Here is a 23,469-nt window from a genome sequence, read left to right as displayed (position 1 = left end):
GTTATTTTCCCTCCTGAATATACTGCATGGCATATGCTGCCTGCCCCAGTGCGATCCCGCCGTCATTTGCCGGGATCAGGTGATGTCTGAGTACGGTAAAATGTTCTTTTTCCAGACCTTCTTCCACCATTCTCAACAACAGCCGATTTTGGAATACACCGCCGCTTAATGCCACACAATTACATTTTGTTTTCTTTCTGATCTTCCTGCAGCCGTCAGTTATGAGGCCTGCCAACTTTTGATGAAAGATATAAGCTAATTTTTCTGCCTGAATGCCTTCTGTTTTCTTCTCTGTCAGATATTTTATAAGGCTTCCTATCTTCATAATCAGCCTGTCTTCCGGCTCTTTCTTTTCTTCATCCGGATCGCTTTCGCCATCTGCCGGCTCATCAATTTCCCAGATCTCTTTCTCATAAGCTTCTGCGGCAAATTCAAGTGCCATCGAAGCCTCCCCTTCGAACGTAGACTTCGTCCGGATTCCGAGAATTGCACTGACTGCATCGAACAGACGTCCCGCACTGGTTGATAGCACAACATTCATTTTCCGGTCCGCCATGGCAAGAAGTACTTTACATTCCGATTCACTGCACAGGTTAAGCTTCTTTACAATCTCCATTGTCTGCTCTTTATCCTGTGTCTGCTGATAGATCAGTGAAACTGCAATTCGCCATCCTTCTTTAGCAGAAATATCGCCTCCGATCTGAAGAAATGGTTCGATACTTCCCATCCGTTCAAATCCGTGATAATCTGCAAGCAGAAGTTCGCCTCCCCAGATGGTTCCATCTGTACCATATCCGGTTCCGTCGAATGCAACGCCGATCACCTGCTCTTTCCGGTCATTTTCTGCCATACAGGATAAAATATGTGCATAATGATGCTGGATCTTTACGACGGGAAGTCCCAGTTCTTCTGCAACGACTGTCGAGTTATATTTTGGATGCAGATCACATGCTGCAACTTCCGGTTCTACCTCCAGAAGTGTCTCGAATCTGTGGATCGTCTCTTGCAACGCTTTTACAGTACGGAGATCTTCCAGATCCCCTACATACGGGGACAGATAGAAACGTCCATCCACTCCGATACAGAATGTATTCTTAAGTTCTCCGCCTGCTGCCAGCACCTGTCCTTTCCACGGCATTGTCACCATCGTCGGAAGCGGTGCATAGCCTCTGGAGCGCCGGATCATATAAGGCTCTCCCTTATAAAAATCCATCACCGAATCGTCCGCCCGGATCCGGATCTTCCGGTCATGCGAAAAGATCAGGTCACACAGATGCGACAGTTCCTCCACTGCCTCTTTGTCATCCCTGCAGATCGGTGCACCGGATACATTGCCACTCGTCATCACCAGATAATCCGGCATCTGGATCCCGTCGTCATATCGGAATAACAACATCTGTACCGGAGCGTATGGGAGCATGATACCGACTTTCGGATTCCCCGGAGCGACAGACTTGCAAAGACCTGTACTGTCTGCAGATTTTTTCCGTTTTTCAAGTAACAGGATCGGCTTCTGGTGTCCATCCAGAATCTCCTCCTGTACTTCATTTACCAGACATTCCTGCTTTACCGCTTCCACATCCCGCGCCATCACGGCAAACGGTTTCGCCGGACGGTTCTTTAATGTCCGCAGTCTCTGTACTGCTTCCTCGTTCGTCGCATCACAGCAGAGATGGAATCCGCCGATTCCCTTGATTGCCACGATCCCGCCATCATGGATCATTTTTCTTGTGGCAATGATCGCAGCTCTTCCCCGTTCTTCCCTGCCGGTCAGATACACTTCCGGACCACAATCGTTGCAGCATACCGGCTGTGCATCATAACGCCTGGTCGCCGGATCCTCATACTCCGAAGCACAGTCCGGACACATCGGGAATTCCTTCATGCTGGTCCGTTCCCGGTCATATGGAAGCGCATCCAGGATCGTAAGTCTGGGACCGCAGCAGGTGCAGTTGATAAATGGGTGCAGATAACGCCGGTCTTTCGGATCGTACATTTCTTTCTTGCATTCTTCGCAGATTGCAATATCCGGCGAGACGAAGATCTCCCCTTTTGTCTTCTCACTTTCTATGATCTGAAAATCATTGAATTTTCCGTATTCTCCCTCTTTTACATCTTCTGTATTGATCTTCAATATGGCAGCTCTCTTCGGCGGCTGCTTTTCCAGTCTCTCCAGAAAATCTTTTACACATTTTTCCTCTCCCTGTGCAAAGATTTCCACATAGGGACCTTTGTTACACACACTTCCGGTGATTCCGGCAGCCGCTGCATGACGGCTCACAGTCGGTCTGAAGCCGACACCCTGCACAATTCCGTAGACACGGATTTTCTTTGTTATCATCCGTTTCTTCCTCCTGTCTAAAACATATAGGTTTCCCATATATCCTGCTTACACGTTAAGCTTTCCTGACACTGCAAAATGCGTCAGCGGAATAAATACCCCTTCAAATCCCGGAATCATCCGCTCCATACACGGATCTGCAAAGATCACATCATATCCTTCTTTTTCCACCAGCGAAATGAAATCATCCTCTTCTTTCAGACTAATATCATCTGCGGCATCAACATTCAGATCCGTTAAAATCTCCTCTTTCCGCATGAACCATGTCGCTGTTGTGATTGCTTCTTTTTCCCCGGTTCGTTTTTTGATCTCCTTACGCACTGCATTTGCAATCACCTGCTGCTGTACGATCAGGATCTTCTTTCCTTGATAATTCACTTCCGGCACAAGTTCTGATGCCAGTGGATAGGCAATCTCATATGGTGTTCCGAACTTCTTTTGCAGATACTGCGCTACTTTTAATGCTGCCGGAGATACGACCACATTCTTCGCTGCCAGAGAAGCATTTCTCACTTCATCCAGTCCGTCTCCCATGCCATAGCAGATGGCACGCATTCCCTGGTCTGCATATACTTTCCGGATCTTATCTGCTGCCTTAAGGTCACTGACATCCTGCGGAGTCATGCCGATAATCCCGATACGTGGTCCGTCTTTATCATTCATATCCTCAGACTCTTCGTTCTTGTCACTGAATTTCTCGAACAATGCAAGATATGCCTTTTCTTCTCCCTTGTCATACAATTCCATTCCATCCGTATTCACCGTCAGGACCGGAAGTTCTGTCTTCTTCGCCAGCATCCGCTCCAGCGCCCGGTAATCCGTCCCGATCACTGCGGGAACCGGCGTCCCGATCACTGCTGCAAATGTCACATCCAGCTTTTCTGCCGCATCTGCAAGTTTTGCAACCAGTCTGTCATCTCTTCCAAGGATCGCATCCATATCACGAAGTCCCGCACTGAATACCGCACTTCTGGTTTCAAACCATCTTGGCTCATCGAAGCCGCACACATTTCCCGTACATCCACCTGCATCACAGATGACCAGCATTCCGCCAAGTTCATATAACACCGACACTGCTCCCGACTGATCCGGTGCAAATGGTGTCAGATATTTTCTTAATCCTTTCATCGCCTACACCTCCAACAGTCTTTCGCACAAATGTCTCACACCCGCATATCCGTACGGCTGCACTTCTTCGTTCCACATCACGTTTTTCACATCCGGATGATAGTAGCAGGCATCTTTGCCAATTGTAATTGTAACCCCGCTCTCTTCCGGATCATAATACAGCATGGTTGGTTCCATATTGGAAAATACTTTTGTCTGCGGACTCAATTCAGATAAATTTTTCAAGTATACAAAATTCTCGGCGGTCAGCGTTCCATAGATCTCAGCCACCCGGAAGCCATACTTTACAAGCGCCAGTGCCAGTTCGAACGGATCCCCGTTCATGCATTCCCCGATGGCGAAAACTGCATCCGGCTTCGCAGATTTCAAGCATTTTACGGAATCAAGTGCAGCAACCTCCGCTTCATGATCTTCGAATGGAATCCCCAGAACATTTCCCAGTGCCTGATACTGCTTCGTTATCTTATCAATCTGGTACAATCTCCGAAGTTCGATAAACGGAATCTGCAATTTCTCATGAAAATCTTCCGCTGCGAATCTCGTTTCCGGATGTAATACCAGATTGAAATTCGCCTCCGCCATCGTCTGGTACTCTTCGTAATCTTTGCATCTGGATATCTCGTGTATCGTCTTTACGCCTGCTTTTTCCAGCATTCCATATAACTCACAGTCATCCATAAGTGGTGAGAAAAATCCCAGCAGATTCACGACATTTCCTTTTTTCTTCTTTGGTTCCAATAAAGAATATAAGGACTGGCGCACATGCACCATCGGCGGCTTCCGTCCTTCTCTTGTCAGCGCATACATATAACACGGTCTGACCGGAAGTCCTGTCTTTTCTTCGGATTTTCTGCAGATCCGTTCCATATCTGTTCCAAGAAGCGCATCCACGCAGGTAATGCAGATCATCACAACCGACGGCTTCTTCTCCAGACTGTCACAGATCTCCTGTACAGCCTTTGGCACTTTTTTCAGATGTCTTCCCGTTACGATATCGGTCTCATCCATCGTAAGATAAAAGAACCGATCCTCATACTGCGGCATGGAACTGATCATGGACGTATTCCGTCCGCAGCATCCCGGTGCCACGATCAGCATAATCGAATCCGGGATCGCAAGCCCCGCTCTCTTTACGCCGAATCCTTCCGCTCCCGGCGAGTTAAATGCAAGCGTCGCCGGAGAACTGTAGATCAGATGTGTATTCGACCGGAACTGCTCCGGAATATCATCTCTTCCCCGCTCCTGTAATTCTTCTACCGTACAATAATAGGCAGTCCCTCTCATACCTGTTCCTCATCTTTCCATAATATTTCCGCCAGATCATAGAAGCATTTACTGATGTCCGACTCCGGATTTCCCTCGATCACCGTCTTCCCCTGGTCTTCACAACGGTTAATTTCATCACTTCTTGGAATCTCTCCCACGATGTCAAATCCATGCTCTTTTGCAAATGTCTCTACTTTTTCGGTCTCATTTTCCACATTTCTGTGATTCAGTACGATTCCGAACACTCTTGCATAACTTCTGTCTTCAAAGTTCTTTACTGCTTTGGAAATGTTATCTGCCGCATAGAGTGCCATCTTCTCTCCCGATGTCACGATCAGAACTTTTTCCGCATAGTCTTCCCGGATCGGTGCTGCGAATCCACCGCAGACCACGTCCCCGAGTACGTCATACAGAACAACATCAGGCTTATAGGTCTCGAATAATTTCAGATCTTCTAATAACTGGAATGTCGCAATGATTCCTCTTCCCGCACATCCAAGTCCCGGTGTCGGTCCGCCTGTCTCGATACATAAGACATTTCCGAATCCTTCTTTTGCAATATCTTCCAGTTTCTCCGGTTCTTCGTCTTCTTCTCTCATATAATTCATGACCGGCCTTAGCGGTTCCCCGCCGAGCAGATTCATCGTCGAATCTGCCTTCGGGTCACAGCCGATCTGGATGACTTTCTTCCCCATCGTGGCAAATGCTGCTGCCAGATTGGATGTGACGGTGGATTTCCCGATTCCACCTTTTCCGTAGATTGCTACTTTTAACATGTGTGTTCCTCCTGCATGTTCTGCTTACATATTTGTTCAAATGAAAAAGAACATTTTGTATACATAAGCCGGCTCTCTTTTCGTTATCTGAAGCCGCCTTATTCTGTATACAAAATGCTCTTTTTTGTTTTTTCCAATGCATAATGCGAATACATGGTATAGAAATACCATGTGTCAGAAATAAGGAAGTTCTTAACTATTCCTGCTCGGGATGCTGCCTTGCAGTCAGAGTCGTCCTTGTATATTCTATTCTATTTTCTTTTCTGCTTTCCTGTTTCTTACTATTTTATCATACAATATTATACTTGTGCATCAAAAAAACTTTTGCTTCGTGATTTTTTATCTCTGCTATCCCTTCACACCTTTCCGATACACCATATATGAGATCGCCGCCGTAACAGCCTCCGTGATCCAGAACGCATGCCATACTCCGACCGCTCCCATAAAACGGCTCACAATAAATGCTGCCGGAATGATCACAACCACATATCTGCATAACGAAATGATCAGTGAATGCACACCTTTTCCAAGACCTTCCAGTGCACCGCTGCAGATAACCGATACGGATGAAGCAATGAAGCCAAGACTGATGACTCTGAGTGCCACACTTCCCGCCTGCATCGTTACCGGATTCGCCGTAAATAGCCCCATCAGCTGTCCCGGAACTGCCAGGCAGATTACCGTTCCGACCGTCATCATCACGAGTACCAGGATCAGGCCGTCCCGAAAGATCTTATGTACACGCTTATGCTCTCCCGCTCCGTAATTATATCCGAGAAGCGGACGCATTCCCTGCACGATTCCATTTGCCGGAAGGTACAGGAAGGTCTGCAGCTTATAATAGACTCCGAGAACGAATACATAGACTTCCCCATAGCCTGTAAGTATTACATTCAATACAGAGATCAACAGTGACGGAAGTGCCAGGTTCAGACTTGCCGGAATTCCGATCACGTATAACTTCTTCCATAATCTAAGGTCCACCTTCAGATATTTCTTTCTGTATTTCACTGGAAGCGGATTCGCGATATAAAGGATCAGATACAGCAGTGCCGCTGCTGCCTGTCCGATTCCTGTTGCAAGTGCGGCTCCTTCGATTCCCATCTTCGGGAATGGTCCGAGTCCGAAGATCATGACCGGATCCAGGATAATGTTGATGACCGCACCTGACATCATACAGGTCATCGACTCTACCATACGGCCGACTGCCTGAAATGTCTTCTCAAATACCAGTTGCCAAGATAATGCTGTGGCAAATAAAAATGCAATTCTTGAATAACGCACACCATAGTCCACGATCTGTGCATTTCCCGTAAACATCTGTAAAAACGGTCTCATTACGGCAATTCCCAAAATCATAAAACCGATTCCGTGAATGGTTCCGAGCAGCATTCCCTGTGTTGCTGCCCTGTCTGCCATCTCTTTATCCTGAGCTCCCAGGTAAAATGAGATGACCGCATTGATTCCGATTCCAAATCCGATCATCACAGCATTGACTAGATTCTGCACTGGATACACCAGTGATAATGCCGTCATGGCATCTTCGCTGATCCTGGCGATGAAGAAGCTGTCCACAATATTGTAAAGTGAACTCACCATCATAGAAAGCACCATCGGCAGTGCCATTGACAATATCAGTTTTAACACCGGCTGTTCTTTCATATATGTCTGATCCATATAATTTCCCCTTTCTTTTTCCACATACATAACATATCAATTTTATTATGGATTTTATGATTTCTATGCACTAAAAAAGCCACATGACCGAACGCATCAGTCATGTGGCGAAAAATAGATTGCTCCAGAAAAATCCACACATGTTTTAGAGGGACATTATAGCATTATCTTTTGATGAATGTCAACCACTGATCCCGTGAGTTTTTAACAAATCTTATTCCTCTAAAATGAAATGCTTTCCAAAACGGACGGATGTGACTTTATCCTTCTCCCGTTCTTGGAAAGCATTTCCTGTTAGATTATGTATTTGGATTATATATTATTCTCCGAGGAAATATTTACCGTATGCATCTGCTGCTTTGATTGCTGCACATACAGTCTCCGGTGTTACCTCGAATGGCATATTGTGAAGCGTGTCGTTCTCTGCACAGGCTGCCGTTGCAACTGCCATCAGCTTCTCATCTGTTACTTCTGTGATTCCCAGTTCTTTTAATGTCACAGGCAGTCCCAGTTCGATACACCAATCGATGATATCTTCCAGTTCTTCTGCCGGAATGTTCTCCAGTACCAGCTGTGTAATCGTTCCAAATGCGACTTTCTCGCCATGATACATGTGATGGCACTCATCCAGTACGGTAAATCCATTATGAATTGCGTGCGCTCCTGCAAGTCCGCCACTCTCAAATCCGATACCACTCAGCAATGTATTGGCTTCGATGACTTTTTCTACAGCCGGTGTACATGCTCCTGCTTCCAAAGCAAGTTTTGCCTTTACTCCTTCTGCCATCAGCGTATCAAAACAGAGTTTTGCAAGTGCGATTGCTGCCTGTGTGACCTGTCCACCCGCACATGTCGTTGCTCCGCTTACCTGACAGGCTCTTGCTTCAAAATATGTTGCCAGCGCATCACCCATTCCGGAAACGGTAAGTCTTACCGGTGATTTTGCAATGATCTCAGTATCCATCAGAACCATGTCCGGGTTGGCCGGAAGGAATAAGTACTCTTCGAATACACCAGCATCTGTATAAATAACAGACAGTGCGCTGCAAGGTGCATCTGTTGAGGCGATCGTCGGACAGATCAGAACCGGTGCTTCTTTATAATAAGCAACTGCCTTGGCCGTGTCCAGGATCTTACCACCGCCGATACCGATCACGACATCACAGCCCTTCTCATTCATGATGTCTACCAGTCGGTTGATCTCATTCTTACTGCATTCTCTGTTGAAATACTCGTACACAGGTGTGATCTCGTATCCTTCAAATCCGGTATTTACAACGTCCCCGATACGTTTATATCCTGATTCTGTGATCAGTACAAGTGCTTTTTTGCCATACTTCTGAGCATATTCACCCAGCTTCTTCAGCTCACCTGCACCCTGTACATATTTACTTGGACTACATAAAATCTTTGCCATGCTATTACCCTCCTGTAATCTTCACGTTTTATATGTTATTTTATTAACAATCTGGTTTTATTGTATGCTATCGATACAGTTGTGTCAATAAAACAGGAGGAAAACATTTACTTTTCTTAGTGTCATATCACTATACCCTGACAGTGATCTATCTCATGCTGAATAATCTGTGCCGTCCATCCGGTATATTTCTGTCTCTGCTTTTTGAAATTCATGTCCTGATATTCTACTTCAATCTCCTGATATCGAGTGCATTTTCTCACACCGGTAAGGGAAAGGCAGCCTTCTTCCGTCTCATATTTTCCGAAACGTTTTACAATCTTCGGATTGAACATTGCCATATTCATGAATCCCATATTAACGGCTATGATACATTTCTTCACTCCGATCATATTCGCTGCCATGCCGACACAGCCTTCCTCGTGCGCTTTCAATGTATCTAACAAATCCACTGCAACCTGCTTGTCCGCCTCTGTTGCCGGCTCGGATCTCTGGTTCAGGAAAAATATGTCTTTCATAATCGGTCTTATCATGCTTTGTTACTCTCTTTCGTATGCGTTTTCATATAATTATAAAATTCTTGGTGCAGCCGCTGGAATTCTTCCGGTGCATGCATCGCATGTCGGTAAAGAAATCTGTTGCCAAATTCACTCTGATATACTCTGCTTAGAACCCCTGCCAGCATTCCTGTCGGCATATCTTTGATCATATAGAGCTTTGCAGGGCACAACATTCCCTTCTGGGCGATCCACTTCAGGTTCTTTTTCATCCGATAAGCTGTCAGCGTCATCAATTTTTCATTTGCACAGATTTTTTCCGGATGCCTGCTCTGGTAATAAGCATCTGCCAGCGGAATGATCACGCCAAGATGTGAGATCTGCCAGTGATGCATTTCCGGAACGATCTGATATGGAATGTGGCTTTTTCTAAATATGTATGCCAGTGCTTCTTCCCTGCTGCTCTTTCTTCCTCCGATCTCACCGAATGTTGTCGGCTGGATTGCTCTTGGCAGAAGCTGTGCATCCAGAATCCCACCTTCGATACAGCCGCCCGCTCCCGGAAATGCCGGAAGGATCCTGCCTTTTCCGCAGATTTTCTCCCATCTGCCATATGGTTTGATCGTATTAATCATCGTGACAATATTCGGACTTTTATTCTTACTGATATCTTCCAGTGCTTCTTCTACTTGATTCTCACGTACGGTCAGGAAAATAAACTGGTAGCGGTCATCCGGTTTTAACTCACTGATCGTCTTAACCTCAACTTTATGCGTTCTTGTCTTGCCTCTGTACCATAGACCGTGTCCCTGTAATTCTTTTAACCGCTGCCCTCTTGCTAAGACTGTTACATCCAGTCCCGCTTTGGCGAATCTGGATGCGTAGAAGCTTCCGATGACTCCAGCGCCGTAGATTAGGATCCGCATGGTGTATTCCTCCTTGGTGTATATTCGTATGTTCTGTATGGTTTCTTGTATTCTTTGATATATATATCTTCTGTTATAGCATCTGTTGTAATTCTAACACCCGGACTTTTGGATTTCAACATTGTTCCCGTTTATGGTACCACTGATTGTATTCTATTTTCTGTTTTTCATTTGTTAACAATTTCTTCCTAATTCCATCACACTTTCATCACATATTCCTTCTATACTAAGAATTGTTCGAAAGAACAAACACTTTAAATCTTTTTCATAACTTTTTCCTCAGGACTGCACTCCTCCCAAACAATGCAGTCCTATTTTTTTACAAAATTACCGGAGGGGACACAAAAAGCCACAAACTCCGTCCACACTGGCCCATTAGAAATTGTTGTCAGAACATTTCAAAAATTAATCCTTTAAATTCACTAAAATTCTAGTCATTTTAACCAATTCATGTTATTATCTTAAATAGGATTTTTAACAAAACGCACAGGAAGGAGCATTTTAACAATGGACGAAAGAATTAGCCGCGTATTGGAAAAAATGAAAGAGAAAGGAATTGATCAGTTACTGGTATCTGATCCACTGAGCATCCGCTTTTTAACAGGAATCATGGTAAATCCTGGGGAAAGATTATATGCCCTGTTACTTAGAACAAGTGGAAAACATACATTATTCCTGAACTATCTGTATTATGTATCAAATACAGGATTCGAAGAAGTATGGTTCAGTGACATGGATGACCAGATCGGTGTTCTGATGGAGCACATCGATACAAAGAGCACTCTTGGTATTGACAAGACATGGCCTGCACGTTTCCTCATTCCACTTCAGGAGCGCTGCCCTGAGATGAAGACTGTATGGGGATCTGACTGCGTAGACGGTGTTCGTGCTGTTAAAAACGCTGAGGAGATCGAGATCATGAAACATGCATCTGTAATCAATGATACGGTTATGGAAAGAGTTGCTAATTTCATCAAAGAAGGTATGACAGAGAAAGAAGTTGCGGACTTCATCGATGCTGAGTACCTGAAAGAAGGAGCAAGCGGAGTAAGCTTTGATACCATCGTATGTTTCGGAGCTAACGCTGCTGACCAGCACCATACACCAAGTGAGACAAGAACTCTGAAAGCCGGAGAATGTGTCCTGATCGATATGGGATGTATCTGGAATGGTTACTGCTCAGATATGACAAGAACATTCTACTGCAAGAGCGTAGACGATGAGCAGGCTGCTATCCATGATCTGGTTCGTACAGCCGTTGAGAAAGCTGAAGCCGTTATCAAACCTGGTGTACGTTTCTGTGATATCGACGCTCAGGCAAGAGATCTGATCGACGAAGCCGGATACAGCGAATATTGGAGAATCCGTCTTGGACACTTCATCGGACAGGAAGATCACGAGTATGGTGATGTAAGCCCGATCAACAAGAATGTAGCTGAGCCTGGTATGATCTTCTCTATCGAGCCTGGTATCTACCTCGAAGGAAAATACGGTGTTCGTGTTGAGGACCTTGTTCTCGTAACAGAAGACGGACATGAACTTCTGAATGCTGTAGATAAGAAATACCGCATTGTTGGTTAATTTTAAATCTTACATATTATTTTTTAAAGGCAGGACTTCATTTCCTGCCTTTTTATGTGCCAAAGTTTTCTGTATCTACAGAACCTGCCACCGGCAGCTTCTTCCGAACGCATGGCGATTAAAATAAGCCGGAAGACATTACATCTTCCGGCTTATTCCTAATTACCATTCAAGTTCACATTTTCTATTCTATATTTTCTGACTCGGCTTTCTCTTGCTCAGCTTTTTCTTACTCAGCCTTTTCTCTACGCTCATCCAGTTCTTTTCTGACTGTCGGATAGATCTTATCAATTCCCATGAATAAGTACCAGATGATAAGAACGATCACTGTAATCACCAGTGGCAGATACAGGAACAGTCCTTTGATTGCGAAGATTGCACTTGCTGACTGAACGGCTGCTGTTCCGTCATAATGTCCGGCTGCCAGGATCCATCCAAGTGCTGCTGTTCCAAGTCCGGTTCCGATCTTCTGTCCGAAGCTTGTCACACTATAAGTAATTCCTTCTTCACGGATTCCGTCTTTCCATTCACTGTAATCTACGACATCTCCGACAATTGCGAACAGGCATGAATACAATGCCGCATGTCCGATTCCCTGTAACACCAGACCTGTGTAAATCATTGGAAGATTAACAGGTCCTGCGATTTCAAGCACCAGTCCTGCTGCGTAGAATAAGAATCCTACAAACAGTGCTTTGATCTTTCCGAATCTTTTTGTAAATACCGGGATCAACATAATCGTAAGGATGGTCGGGATATAGTTGAACATGGTCATTGTACTGTTCAGCATCTCATCCCCTAATACGTATTTTGCATAGTAGATTCTGGATCCTCCGGTTAATCCAAGCGATGTATAGATCACTGCAAATGCAAGTGTGATCAGGATAAAGTATTTATTTCTGCAAAGGATCTTAATTGTTTTCAGCGGATGTGTCTTCTTCTTCGCTGTTGTTTCTTTTTTGATTGGTTTGTATCTTTCTTTTGTTCCGGCAAATGTTGTGATGAACATTCCAAGTGCTACGATTGCATACACGATACTCATGCATGTCCAGCCACGCTGTCCGTTTCCAAGGAAATGTACCAGTGGAATCGTGATCACGTTAATCACAAGCTGTGCAATCATGGTAAATTCAAAACGGATCGTGTTCATGACATTTCTGTCGTGCTGCTCTGTGGTTACCAGTGAAAGCATTGTATTATAAGAAAGGTTAGATGCTGTAAAGCATACCGCTGCAAGGAATATGTATACAAGTAACAGGTAAATTGCTTTTCCATTTGCACCAAGGTCCGGTACTGTAAAGATCATGATCAGGCTGATGACCAGCGGTGGCGCACTCCAGAGTACCCACGGACGGGCTTTTCCCCATCTGGTGTTCGTCTTATCTATAATGATTCCCATAAAAAGATCCGATACGCCATCGAATAATCTGGCGATCAGCATCAGTGTTCCTACTACTCCTGCAGCAATACCTGCCACATCAGTACAATATATCGTCAGGAAAGAGGCTACCGTTGTCCATACCAGATTTGCTCCGATATCACCTACTCCATAACAGATTTTCTCTCCCAGAGATACTTTCATTCCATCCGCATTCTCTGTGATGGCTTCCTGTGTATTCTGTCCGGCTTTTTCTTTACTCACTCCGACGGATATTTTATCAACCGCTTCCATCTTAATTCCTCCTCTTTTTTGTTCTGAACCCACTATATCAGAATCCAAATTTTAAAAAGGAGCAATTTTTTCGGAAAGGAGTAATTTTATAAACTGTTATGCATTAATCCGCCTGTATTCATTTGGAAGCATCCCTTCTTCCTGTTTAAATACTTTACTCATATACTTTGGATTGGAAAATCCAGTCATTGCAGCTATCTGATTTAATTTCAGATCTGTATCCAGAAGTAATTCTTTCACATGCATGATTTTAAATTTTCGTACCGTCTCCGTAAAGGAAGTCCCCGTTTCTTTCTTTAATTGTGTTCCCAGATATTGCTCTGTAACATGAAGTCTTCTGGCTGTTTCTTCCAAAGTAATCCCGTCACTATAACATTCTTTCATAATTATCAGTGCTTTTTGTACCAGATATTCAGAAGATGTCTGGTTGATCTGACTTATCTCGATGCTGGAGAATAATTCCATCATGACTGCTTCTATCTCCTCCCAAGAAACTGCACCTAAGATTGTCTTTAACACTCTCTGAACCATCAATTCCTCATCCCGCAATGTGCCACACTCCTTGGCTGTATTGATTATCGCATATGCGAAACGGATACACACTTCTCTGAGTTCCTGTGGACTGTGTACTTCTATGCGTCCATATTTCATGAATTTCTGAAAACAACCGGTAAATTCTTCTGCATTCATATGTATTACTGCACTTCTGGCCCTGTTTTCAAGCTCTGCCGGATAAATGAACTGATACGTTCTCATCTGTAGAATTTTCTCGCATTCAATCAATACCCTGTCTCCGAGTATCAGATGCCAGCCACATGCCTTTTCTAATTCCAGCTCTGTCTCAGTCAGTCTGTTAAGTCCCTTACATTCCTTCCATGTAAATACGCCACGGTCATGCAGTCTTACGGAACATGCCGGTACTACCGAATGTTTTACGTATTTCAATAATTTACTGACATCTTCCTCACCATAAAAGCAGACCAATGCGGCCTGTTGTTTTTCACGAGGCAGCCAGCACAGTTTCCATTCCGGATTGTGTTCTTTCAATTCCTCCAGAAATAATCCGACTTCTTTCTTCTCACTTTCATAACATTTTCCAAGGAAAATGTACATACAATACAGGCTGTGTCCCTGAATGATTCCATAATTATCTGCCAGCACAGCGTCCAGCCTTTCATTCTTCTCATATTCACCATCCAGGATATCCTTCAGAATCTTTTCCAATGAAAGAGAATTCTTTCCCCTCTGTTCTACAAATAACTCTTCTTTAATTTTTTCCAGCGTTTTCTTTAGTTCTGTCAGATTCACCGGTTTTAGCAGATAATTTTCAATTCCCAGTTCGATTGCTTTTTTCGCATAGCTGAAATCCGAGTAGGCTGTAAGAATAATCACTTTTGTATAGATTCCTCTTGCCCGTGCTTCTTTCAGCATCTGCAGTCCATCCATATCCGGCATCTGGATATCCAGCATGATCAGATCCGGCATTTCCTCTTCCAGAAGTATCAGTCCTTCTGCTCCATTCTCCGCACTGCCTACGACCTGATATTCCGGACTTATCTTATTTAAAATATGTACAAGTCCTTCTCTGATCGGTTTTTCATCTTCAATAACTGCTATCTTCATCTTTTTGTTCCTCCTGCAATGGCACAAACAAATGTACTTTCACTCCACTTGGAGATACATTTTCAAAATAAATCACTGCATCTTCTCCGTAATAAAGTTTCAGACGTTTTCTTACATTCGAGATTCCAAAATGATTCTTGATCTCTTTTCCCATATTCAGGTCTTTCAACTGATCTTCTTCTATATGCCGGCCGTTGTTTGCGATAATAATATGCATCTGTTCTTCCGCTTTGGATACCTCGATCGTCAGACGATGTGCTCCTTCATAACCACGGAAACTATATTTGATCGCATTTTCCACAAATGGCTGCAGCAGCATCTTGTGAATCTTGCATTTCCCGTACGAATCTTGAATTTTAAATTCCAGTTCAATCTCTTCTCCCAGTTTTTCCTGCTGGAGAAGGATGTATTTTTCCAGCCATCCTTTTTCCGCATCAATTGTGGTAAATTCACCGGCATCATTGATCGCATAGCGCAGGATGTCCGCAAGTGCCACCAACATCTCGCTGATCTCATATTGTTCATTCTCAATTGCTTTCCAGTTGATCGTATCCAGAATATTATAAAGGAAATGTGGATCGATCTGAGCCTCTAATGCAGAGATTTCTGCATTCTTCTGCTCCATTGCCGATTCTTTTACCTGTCCGATCAAATTGTGGATACGTTCCGACATTTCATTAAATCCTTCAGATATTTCCTGAATCTCTGTACTGTCTTTTTCTTTGACTTCAAGCTTTTCCCGGAAATTATCTTTTTCGAGATTTTTCATTGCATCCACAATGTCATTTACCGATATCATGACCGGTTTGGTAACACGATAGATCAGAAGGACAAAGATCAGCAGAACAGCAAGCGCTACCATGATCCAGAATATCACCTGTTCTTCAATTGCTTTCTGATATTCACGAATCGACTGACATAAGAGGATTGACCAGCCGCTTCTGGCATTTTTGATTGCCTTCTGATTAACCTTTGCACTATCCAAAGCCTTCTCTTGCCGGCCAAGCATCTTTGTATCTTCTGCCCCTACGATCACTCCGTCTTTCACAAGATATACTCTGGACCCTTTTCCTGCGCTTAATACCGATTCCAGTTCATCCAAATTGACAGACAGGATTACATATCCTAGATCCTCACTGATATCCCAGTAATTAACCACCTTTCTCCCGATATGAAACATACGCTCAGGATTGTCCGTATCTTTATCAACATCATAGGACAGCAGCTTTGTCTCATCCGGAATTTTTACCTTTTCCATCCATGTACTATTCACCGAAGATGACGACAGTCGGTCGTAAAATATCCGCCTCTTGTCTGAAAGCACAAGCTGGATTCCGTCAACTCCTTCATTTCTATTACAGATATGGGCAAAATCTCTTCTCATATTATATGCATCCGCTTCCGGAATTTCTTCCGAATCATTTGCATTTACTACAAGGCTCAGAAATTCTTCATCTGTTGTAATAGCATAAAGTAACGTTTCGTATTTATCCAGCGTCATATTCAGGCTCTGATTTGCTTTCTGCAAGTCAGCCTCTGCCTGATTGTTCATATTCTCTAATGTACTTGTCTTTAATCTCTCCTGCGATATCAGTGCAAAAATAGCAAGCGGAATACATGCCGTAATGATAAATGCCGGTATTAATATCTGCCGGAGATTTTTCTTTCTCTTTTTCATCTGTTTTCTGCTCCAATACTCTCTATCTTTTCTGCACTTTTGTCCAGTATAGTCTGTGAATCGTTTTCATTTACCAGGATTTCTCTTAAGGTATCCGAAAGTGTCAGTGAGATCTGCGGCCAGTTTCTGCTGATCTCCCTTGTCCTGGCATTCTGATACAGATCTATAAATGTCCCTTTTTCCTTATCATTTTCAAACTGTTGCTGCATAATCTCCTGCCTTGGTGCAAGAAATCCGAACTCATCTATGTACTCTTTCATCCGCTTTTTGTCCGCAAGAAATTTCAAAAACTGAATCGCATATTCCTTATTTTCATTATCTGCCACCGCCAGAATCTCTCCTCCGGCCACCGTAACCTGTGGATTTCCGCATGGAATCGCCGCAACACCAAATTCAAGATCCGGATTGCCTTCACGGATACTGTCGATTGCCATAGAGGAATTGAACATCATTGCGATCTTTCCCTTTATAAACTGATTCGTCAGATCTCCCATCGTAAGGGAAATACTCTGCAGACTTAAGCTTCCTTCCTGCTCCATCTCTTTTAAGAATAAAAATGCCTGCTGCCCGGTTGCTGTATTGATGCTATGGATATCTCCACCCATAGACCACAGAATCGGAAGAAACTCATACATACTTTCCTCTGTCTGCAGTGCCGTGATCGCGAAGCCTTTTATCGTTTTATCACTGACCTTCTCCGCAACCTCTTTGAATTCTTCCCAATTCTCCGGAATCTTGCATCCTGCTTTCTCCAGAATCTTCTTATTATAAAACATCGCCGTACAGTTCACTCCAAACGGCTGTCCATAGATTCTTCCATCCGCAGAACATGGTGCCAGCGCTTTTTCTGAATACTCCTGTAATTCCGGGATCTCATCTGTCAGATCTGCAAATGGTTTCATCTGATGGAGAAATTGAAAATCCGAAGAATCCACCAACGCAATATCCGGCATTTTTTCTTCCGACATGGACAATGCCAGCTGTTTCTTGAAATCTTCATCCGGTATGTAGGATACCTTAACTTCTATTTTATCTTGTGACTGGTTAAACTGATCTACCAGTTCTTCCAGATGCTGCTGGTTTCCCGGGATGTCCCAGTAATGCCACAGTTCGATTTGTTTTTTCTTTGTTATTTTTGTTTTCTCTTGTTTCTGGCAGCCTCCGCACATGAACATGGAAGCGATCATTACTGCACACAGGCAGACAGAAATGTATTTTCCTGTTCTCTTCATCTTCTTTCTCCAGTTTTTAAGTTCTTTTCCAGTCCTTACTACTTTTGGCACTTAGTACTTCCAGCGCTTACTACTGTACCTTTATCTGTCCCAGTATCTCCCCGATCGGTGCCGCAATCGTCAACTCCGCACCAACTTCTCTGGCTGTTGCACCCTTATTGATCACCACCAGATGTTTTCCTCTGAAATAATCAATAAATCCTGCTGCCGGATAAACGATCAGTGATGTGCCACCTATGATCAGCGTATCTGCTTCACTTATTGCCTTCACACTCTTATTGATCACATTAGAATCAAGACCTTCCTCATAGAGTACAACATCCGGTTTGAGCATTCCACCGCAGCTGCATCTCGGGATTCCGTCTGCATGTTTTACATAAGCCGCATCGTAGAATTTATGGCATTTCATGCAGTAATTGCGATGAATACTTCCGTGCAGTTCCAGTACATTTTTGCTTCCTGCCTCCTGATGAAGTCCGTCAATATTCTGCGTGATCACGGCAGTTAATTTGCCGGCCGCTTCTAGTTCTGCAAGCTTGCGATGTGCAGCATTCGGTTTCGCATCCAGGAACATCATCTTCTCCTTATAGAATTCATAGAATCCTTCCGGGTTCTGTACGAAGAAACTGTGGCTTACGATCTGTTCCGGTGAATACTTATACTTCTGCCGGTATAATCCATCCGCACTTCGGAAATCCGGAATATCACTCTCTGTAGAGACACCTGCACCTCCGAAAAATACAATTCTTTCACTGTCATCAATAATTGTCTGTAATTGTTCTGCTTCTTTTTCGTACATTGCTATTCCTCCTGAATTCTGTGAATTTAATTTTGTATTTCTGACATATGCAGAAAAAACTGCCCACAACCTGTTAAGGCTGCATGACAGTCACTTTCTATCTTCTTATTTGTTATTCTCTTTCTCGATCCATGCAGCTACTTCATGCAGATTTGGAAGATAACTCCATCATTCCTTATTCTCACTATACCCGGTAAAGAATTCAGATAATGCATCCAGTGTCTTCACAAGTACCGGAAGTTCGGTATCATCCAGTTTGTCCAGGATAGCCTGTGTCATCTGTCTGTGGTAATCTTCGTGATGATGGTAAGCCTTTACACCTTTTTCTGTCAGCTTGACAAGAACGACTCTTCTGTCTTCTTCACTGCGGTGACGCTCCACATATCTTTTATTCACCAGACTGTTCATGGCAGTCGTAAGGGATCCTACCGTAATATTCAGCTTTCTGGCGATGGAAGACATATTATTTCCTTCTCCGAGTCCGATTGCTTCTATTACATGCATATCATTATTTGTAAGATCCTTGAACTCGTCCGTAATAATCGCCTTTTCTTCCAGCTCCCATATTTCATTGATCAGACTGACCAGTGTCTGATTGATCATCTTATATGCGTCATCCATTCCCATCTTCTGTAATTTCCTTCACTTTAACTCTTCATTCTTTACTCTTGTCTTTTATTATACCCTTTCTGGCATCAGAGAATCAATAACTTCTTTCACAGTTTCCAGATGATCTGCTCTATATGCATATGCCCCGCAGAAAAGTAATGCATCATCGACATTTCCCTTTGCAGCATTGATCAGTGCCTGCGTAATACAATATGGTGTCGTTCCCGGATTACAGTGTTTCAGACAGCGGTAACAATGTGCGGGAGCGATCCTGCCCTGTTCTTTTACTTTTTTCATAAAGGGATTCAGAATCGCACGTCCCGGCATTCCCACAGGACTTTTTACGATCACAATATCTTCTTTTCCGGCATTCAGATATGCTTCTTTATAGCGGATGTCTGCGTCACATTCTTCCGTTGTAACGAATCTGGTTGCCACTTGTATCGCATCTGCCCCAAGGGAAAATGCATGTGCGGCGCTTTCGCTGTCATGAATTCCTCCACCGATTGCTATCGGAATCTTCTTTTCGTATTTATCCGAATAGTTCTGTATGATTTCTTTGATTTTCTGAATCTCCTGATCGTATATTGCCTGTCCTTCATATTCATCCAGCTGATCTTCACGGAATCCCAAATGTCCCCCGGCAAGCGGTCCTTCGATCACTACCAGATCCGGTATTCTTTGATATTTTTTATCCCAGTACTTTAATATGACATTCGCCGACTTTGCAGTAGATACGATCGGCGCAAGCAGAATGTCCGAATCCCCCACATATTTCGGAAGTTCCGTCGGAAGTCCCGCTCCCGATACGATCAGATCTGCGCCTGCTTCTACCACCGCATGCACATATTCTTCATAATGCTCCATGGCAACCATCAGATTAAATCCTATGATTCCATTCGGTGCCAGTTTTCTTGCTTTTTCATATTCCGATTTCACCGCTCTTAAGTTTGCTTCTAATGGATTCTTTTCAAAATCTTTTTCTTTAAAGCCGGGTTGAGCGGCAGAGATAATCCCTATGCCGCCCTCTTTTGCAACTGCTCCGGCAAGATTTCCAAGGCTGATCCCTACTCCCATACCGCCCTGGATAACCGGAACTTTTGCCATCTTTGTTCCTATTTTCAATGGTTGTATTTCCATATCTTTTTTCCTCGTCATATTTATTATAGAATCTATGTGTTCATACCTATTACATATTTCTGAAGCGCTCGTATCTATGTCTTATCAATTCCTGTTCTGACATGCTTCCATATCTCATCAGAAACTCTTCTATTGCTTCATTTATCTGCATGATCACAGAATCCATATTCTGAACCGTATATGTTTCCGGTTCTGCGAAAACACGCTCTACGATTCCCTGTGCTTTCAAATTCTCTGCTGTCAGCTTCATCACTTCTGCGGCTTCTTTTGCTTTAGAACTGTCTTTCCATAGAATGCTTGCGAATCCTTCCGGCGAAAGAATCGAATAGATAGAATTCTCCAGCATCCACACTTCATCCGCAGTTGCCATCGCAAGTGCTCCGCCGCTTCCGCCTTCACCGATAATGATAGATGCGACCGGAACCTTTAATCCGGACATCTCATAGATATTTCTGGCAATCGCTTCTCCCTGTCCGCGCTCTTCTGCTTCCAGTCCGCAGAACGCTCCCGGTGTATCGACCAGACAAATGACAGGTCTGGCAAATTTTTCTGCCTGTTTCATCAGTCTTAATGCTTTTCGATAACCTTCCGGTTCCGGCATGCCGAAGTTTCTTTCGATATTTTCTTTCGTATTTCTTCCCTTTGCCTGTGCGATCACCGTTACCGGCATACCATGGAACCTTGCCACACCGCCAATGATTGCTTTGTCATCCGCAAAATATCTGTCACCGTGGAATTCTACAAAGTCTGTAAAGAGCGCATCAATGTAATCACTTCCTACCGGACGGTCTTTTCGTCTGGAAAGTTCTACTCTCTGCCATGCCGTTAATTTTTCTTCTTTCCTTCCGTCTGCCACCAGATCCTGAGCACATTCTTTTCTATTAAAATCTGTTCCTTTTCCATTCTCATGAAGTGCAAGGATTTTAGAAAGTACTGCTTTCATCTGCGGACGTTCTACAATGGCATCCAGGAACCCATGTTCCAGTAAGAACTCTGCTCTTTGGAATCCCTCCGGAAGCTTCTGGCCGATGGTCTGCTCGATCACTCTTGGGCCTGCGAACCCGATCAGAGCTTTTGGCTCTGCCAGGATCACATCCCCGAGCATCGCAAAGCTTGCGGTTACTCCGCCAGTCGTGGGATCAGTCAGTATGCTGATATAAAGAAGTCCGGCATCACTGTGGTGCTTCAGTGCTGCGGATGTCTTTGCCATCTGCATCAGAGAGACGATTCCCTCCTGCATGCGGGCCCCTCCGGAGCAGGCAAATAAGATGACCGGAAGTCTTTCTTCTGTTGCCCGCTCTACTGCCCTTGCTATCTTCTCTCCAACTGCTTCTCCCATGCTGGCCATCAAAAATCTCCCATCACAGACTCCGATAGCCGTCTCACGGCCGTCAATCTTTGCTTTTCCTGTTATGACTGCTTCTGAAAGCCCTGTCTTTTCCTGCAGTTTTTCCAGTTTTTCTTCGTATCCTTTGTATTCCAGAGGATTCCCTCCCTGAAGATCAGAATCCCACTCTTCAAAAGAACCTTCATCTGTAACCATCTCGATCCTTCGTCTCGCATGCACGCGGAAATATCCCCCGCACTTCGGACAGATGTAATGATCTTTCTTTACATCCTCTGCAATAATTGCTCCTCCACACTTGTTACATTTGCGGAGTAATCCCTCCGGTACTTCCGGTCGTCTGGTAAATGTAATATAATTCTTTCTTCCGACAGCAATTCTGGTTTTCTTAAATACGTTGTCCAGCTTCATCAGCAGTCACCTCTACAGTCTTTCAATAAATTCAATATCTATATTTCCCTCAATGTAATCCGGATGATTCACAATTCCATACTGATAATCCACATTCGTGTCAATTCCTTCTATAATGACCTCACCCAGCGCACTCTGCATCTTGTGGATTGCTTCCTGACGGTTCTTCGCCCATACGATCAGTTTTGCCACCATGGAATCATAATATGGCGGAATCGTATAACCACTGTATATTGCAGAATCGATGCGGATTCCCTTTCCTCCCGGAAGATACATATCCGTGATCGTTCCCGGAGACGGGCGGAATCCTTTCTCCGGATTCTCTGCATTGATCCTGCACTCGATCGCATGTCCGGTCAGTTTAATGTCTTCCTGTGTATAGGACAGCTTCTGTCCGGATGCGATACGGATCTGTTCCTTTACAAGATCTACACCGGTTACCCATTCCGTTACCGGATGCTCCACCTGGATCCTGGTATTCATTTCCATGAAATAAAAGTTCCCGGATTTTTCTAATAAGAACTCGATCGTTCCGGCATTCTCATACCCTGCTGCTTTGGCGGCTTTCACCGCCGCATCTCCCATCTTTTTTCTCAGTTCATCTGACAATGCAACAGATGGGGATTCTTCAATCAATTTCTGGTGATTACGCTGGATGGAACAGTCTCTTTCTCCCAGATGGATCACATTGCCATATTTATCTGCCAGAATCTGGAACTCAATATGTCTTGGATTTTCTACAAAGTGTTCAATGTACATCGTCGAATCGGCAAATGCCATCTCGGTCTCTTTCTGCGCCGTCTGAAATGCAGATTCAAACTCTTCCGGTGTCCAGGCAGTACGCATGCCTTTTCCTCCGCCGCCAAGGGCAGCTTTTATAATAACCGGATAGCCGATCTCCTGTGCCAACGCAACACCTGTCTTTGCATCGTAGACCGGTTCCTTACTTCCAGGTATGACCGGAACGCCTGCTGCCATCATCGTATTTCTCGCAACCTGTTTATTACCAAGGCTCGCAATGACTTTGGAATCCGGTCCGATGAATGTAATATTGCATTGCTCACATAATTCTGCAAATTTACTGTTCTCAGACAGGAATCCGAATCCGGGATGAATTGCATCTGCACCACTGATGATCGTTGCACTGATGATATTTTCCATACTGAGATAGCTGTCTTTTGACGGAGCAGGACCTATGCAGATTGCTTCATCTGCAAGCTTCGTGTGCAGTGCTTCTTTATCTGCCTCGGAATAGACCGCCACAGTCTCTATTCCCATCTCACGGCAGGCACGGATGATACGCACTGCAATCTCTCCCCTGTTTGCGATCAATACTTTTTTAATCATCTTT

Annotated in this window: 18 protein-coding genes; 1 reads left to right on the top strand and 17 read right to left on the bottom strand. The window is 44.1% G+C overall.

Going from position 1 to position 23,469, the window contains the following annotated elements:
• Position 1: 1 nt before the first annotated feature.
• The 8 genes from hypF to GT508_RS04265 all read right to left on the bottom strand — a co-directional run bounded on the left by hypF (position 2) and on the right by GT508_RS04265 (position 10,058).
• Positions 2–2,341 carry a carbamoyltransferase HypF gene (gene hypF / locus GT508_RS04300; protein ID WP_243144070.1) on the bottom strand — a complete coding sequence of 780 codons (2,340 nt, stop codon included), beginning with the start codon at positions 2,339–2,341 and terminating at the stop codon, positions 2–4.
• A gap of 48 nt (positions 2,342–2,389) precedes the next feature.
• Positions 2,390–3,469, bottom strand: coding sequence for a nitrogenase component 1 (locus GT508_RS04295; protein ID WP_161143636.1), 1,080 nt, complete (start codon positions 3,467–3,469; stop codon positions 2,390–2,392).
• 3 nt (positions 3,470–3,472) lie between these two features.
• On the bottom strand, positions 3,473–4,753 hold the full coding sequence (locus tag GT508_RS04290; protein WP_161143635.1) for a nitrogenase component 1: 1,281 nt from the start codon (positions 4,751–4,753) through the stop codon (positions 3,473–3,475).
• Positions 4,750–5,511 carry a nucleotide-binding protein gene (locus tag GT508_RS04285; protein WP_055214833.1) on the bottom strand — a complete coding sequence of 254 codons (762 nt, stop codon included), beginning with the start codon at positions 5,509–5,511 and terminating at the stop codon, positions 4,750–4,752. Before GT508_RS04285 ends, GT508_RS04290 begins: the two co-directional genes overlap by 4 nt.
• Positions 5,512–5,859: 348 nt before the next feature.
• Positions 5,860–7,188 carry an MATE family efflux transporter gene (locus tag GT508_RS04280; protein ID WP_118225662.1) on the bottom strand — a complete coding sequence of 443 codons (1,329 nt, stop codon included), beginning with the start codon at positions 7,186–7,188 and terminating at the stop codon, positions 5,860–5,862.
• Positions 7,189–7,507: 319 nt separating this feature from the next.
• Positions 7,508–8,605, bottom strand: a complete 1,098-nt coding sequence (locus GT508_RS04275; RefSeq protein WP_055281820.1) for a glycerol dehydrogenase — start codon at positions 8,603–8,605, stop codon at positions 7,508–7,510.
• A 122-nt stretch (positions 8,606–8,727) separates the two neighbouring features.
• Positions 8,728–9,138 (bottom strand): peptide deformylase, encoded by a 411-nt coding sequence (locus tag GT508_RS04270; protein WP_118378296.1) that lies wholly within the window; start codon positions 9,136–9,138, stop codon positions 8,728–8,730.
• Entirely contained in the window at positions 9,135–10,058 is a 924-nt protein-coding gene (locus tag GT508_RS04265) for a ketopantoate reductase family protein (protein WP_330576882.1), read from the bottom strand. The genes GT508_RS04270 and GT508_RS04265 overlap by 4 nt, the downstream gene beginning before the upstream one ends.
• A 477-nt stretch (positions 10,059–10,535) precedes the next feature.
• On the opposite strand from GT508_RS04265, the gene GT508_RS04260 reads away from it, so the two are divergent.
• Entirely contained in the window at positions 10,536–11,609 is a 1,074-nt protein-coding gene (locus GT508_RS04260; protein WP_161143633.1) for a M24 family metallopeptidase, read from the top strand.
• 229 nt (positions 11,610–11,838) lie between these two features.
• Here the strand turns inward: GT508_RS04260 and GT508_RS04255 are convergent, their stop codons facing one another.
• The 9 genes from GT508_RS04255 to GT508_RS04215 form a co-directional block, all read right to left on the bottom strand.
• The gene (locus GT508_RS04255; protein WP_006426121.1) at positions 11,839–13,281 is read right to left on the bottom strand and encodes an MFS transporter; all 1,443 of its coding nucleotides are present in this window, start codon (positions 13,279–13,281) and stop codon (positions 11,839–11,841) included.
• Between the two features lie 96 nt (positions 13,282–13,377).
• Positions 13,378–14,904, bottom strand: a complete 1,527-nt coding sequence (locus GT508_RS04250) for a response regulator transcription factor (RefSeq protein WP_161143632.1) — start codon at positions 14,902–14,904, stop codon at positions 13,378–13,380.
• The gene (locus GT508_RS04245) at positions 14,885–16,582 is read right to left on the bottom strand and encodes a sensor histidine kinase (protein ID WP_161143631.1); all 1,698 of its coding nucleotides are present in this window, start codon (positions 16,580–16,582) and stop codon (positions 14,885–14,887) included. The genes GT508_RS04250 and GT508_RS04245 overlap by 20 nt, the downstream gene beginning before the upstream one ends.
• Positions 16,579–17,814, bottom strand: coding sequence for an ABC transporter substrate-binding protein (locus GT508_RS04240; RefSeq protein WP_243144069.1), 1,236 nt, complete (start codon positions 17,812–17,814; stop codon positions 16,579–16,581). The genes GT508_RS04245 and GT508_RS04240 overlap by 4 nt, the downstream gene beginning before the upstream one ends.
• A 70-nt stretch (positions 17,815–17,884) precedes the next feature.
• Complete coding sequence (locus tag GT508_RS04235; RefSeq protein ID WP_161143630.1) at positions 17,885–18,613, bottom strand: NAD-dependent protein deacylase; 729 nt, start codon at positions 18,611–18,613, stop codon at positions 17,885–17,887.
• A 168-nt stretch (positions 18,614–18,781) separates the two neighbouring features.
• On the bottom strand, positions 18,782–19,234 hold the full coding sequence (locus GT508_RS04230) for a MarR family winged helix-turn-helix transcriptional regulator (protein WP_028088536.1): 453 nt from the start codon (positions 19,232–19,234) through the stop codon (positions 18,782–18,784).
• Positions 19,235–19,291: 57 nt separating this feature from the next.
• The gene (locus GT508_RS04225; RefSeq protein ID WP_138376183.1) at positions 19,292–20,362 is read right to left on the bottom strand and encodes an NAD(P)H-dependent flavin oxidoreductase; all 1,071 of its coding nucleotides are present in this window, start codon (positions 20,360–20,362) and stop codon (positions 19,292–19,294) included.
• Positions 20,363–20,411: 49 nt separating this feature from the next.
• Positions 20,412–22,118: an acetyl-CoA carboxylase carboxyltransferase subunit alpha gene (locus tag GT508_RS04220; protein WP_161143629.1), complete on the bottom strand. Its 1,707-nt coding sequence runs from the start codon at positions 22,116–22,118 to the stop codon at positions 20,412–20,414.
• Positions 22,119–22,130: 12 nt separating this feature from the next.
• A complete protein-coding gene (locus tag GT508_RS04215; RefSeq protein ID WP_161143628.1) occupies positions 22,131–23,465 on the bottom strand; it encodes an acetyl-CoA carboxylase biotin carboxylase subunit in 1,335 nt (444 codons plus the stop codon).
• Between the last annotated feature and the right edge of the window lie 4 nt (positions 23,466–23,469).

It is taken from the genome of Dorea sp. BIOML-A1, from assembly GCF_009875615.1.
GTDB lineage: Bacteria > Bacillota > Clostridia > Lachnospirales > Lachnospiraceae > Dorea_A > Dorea_A amylophila.
This window is presented reverse-complemented; position numbering and strand designations above follow the sequence as displayed.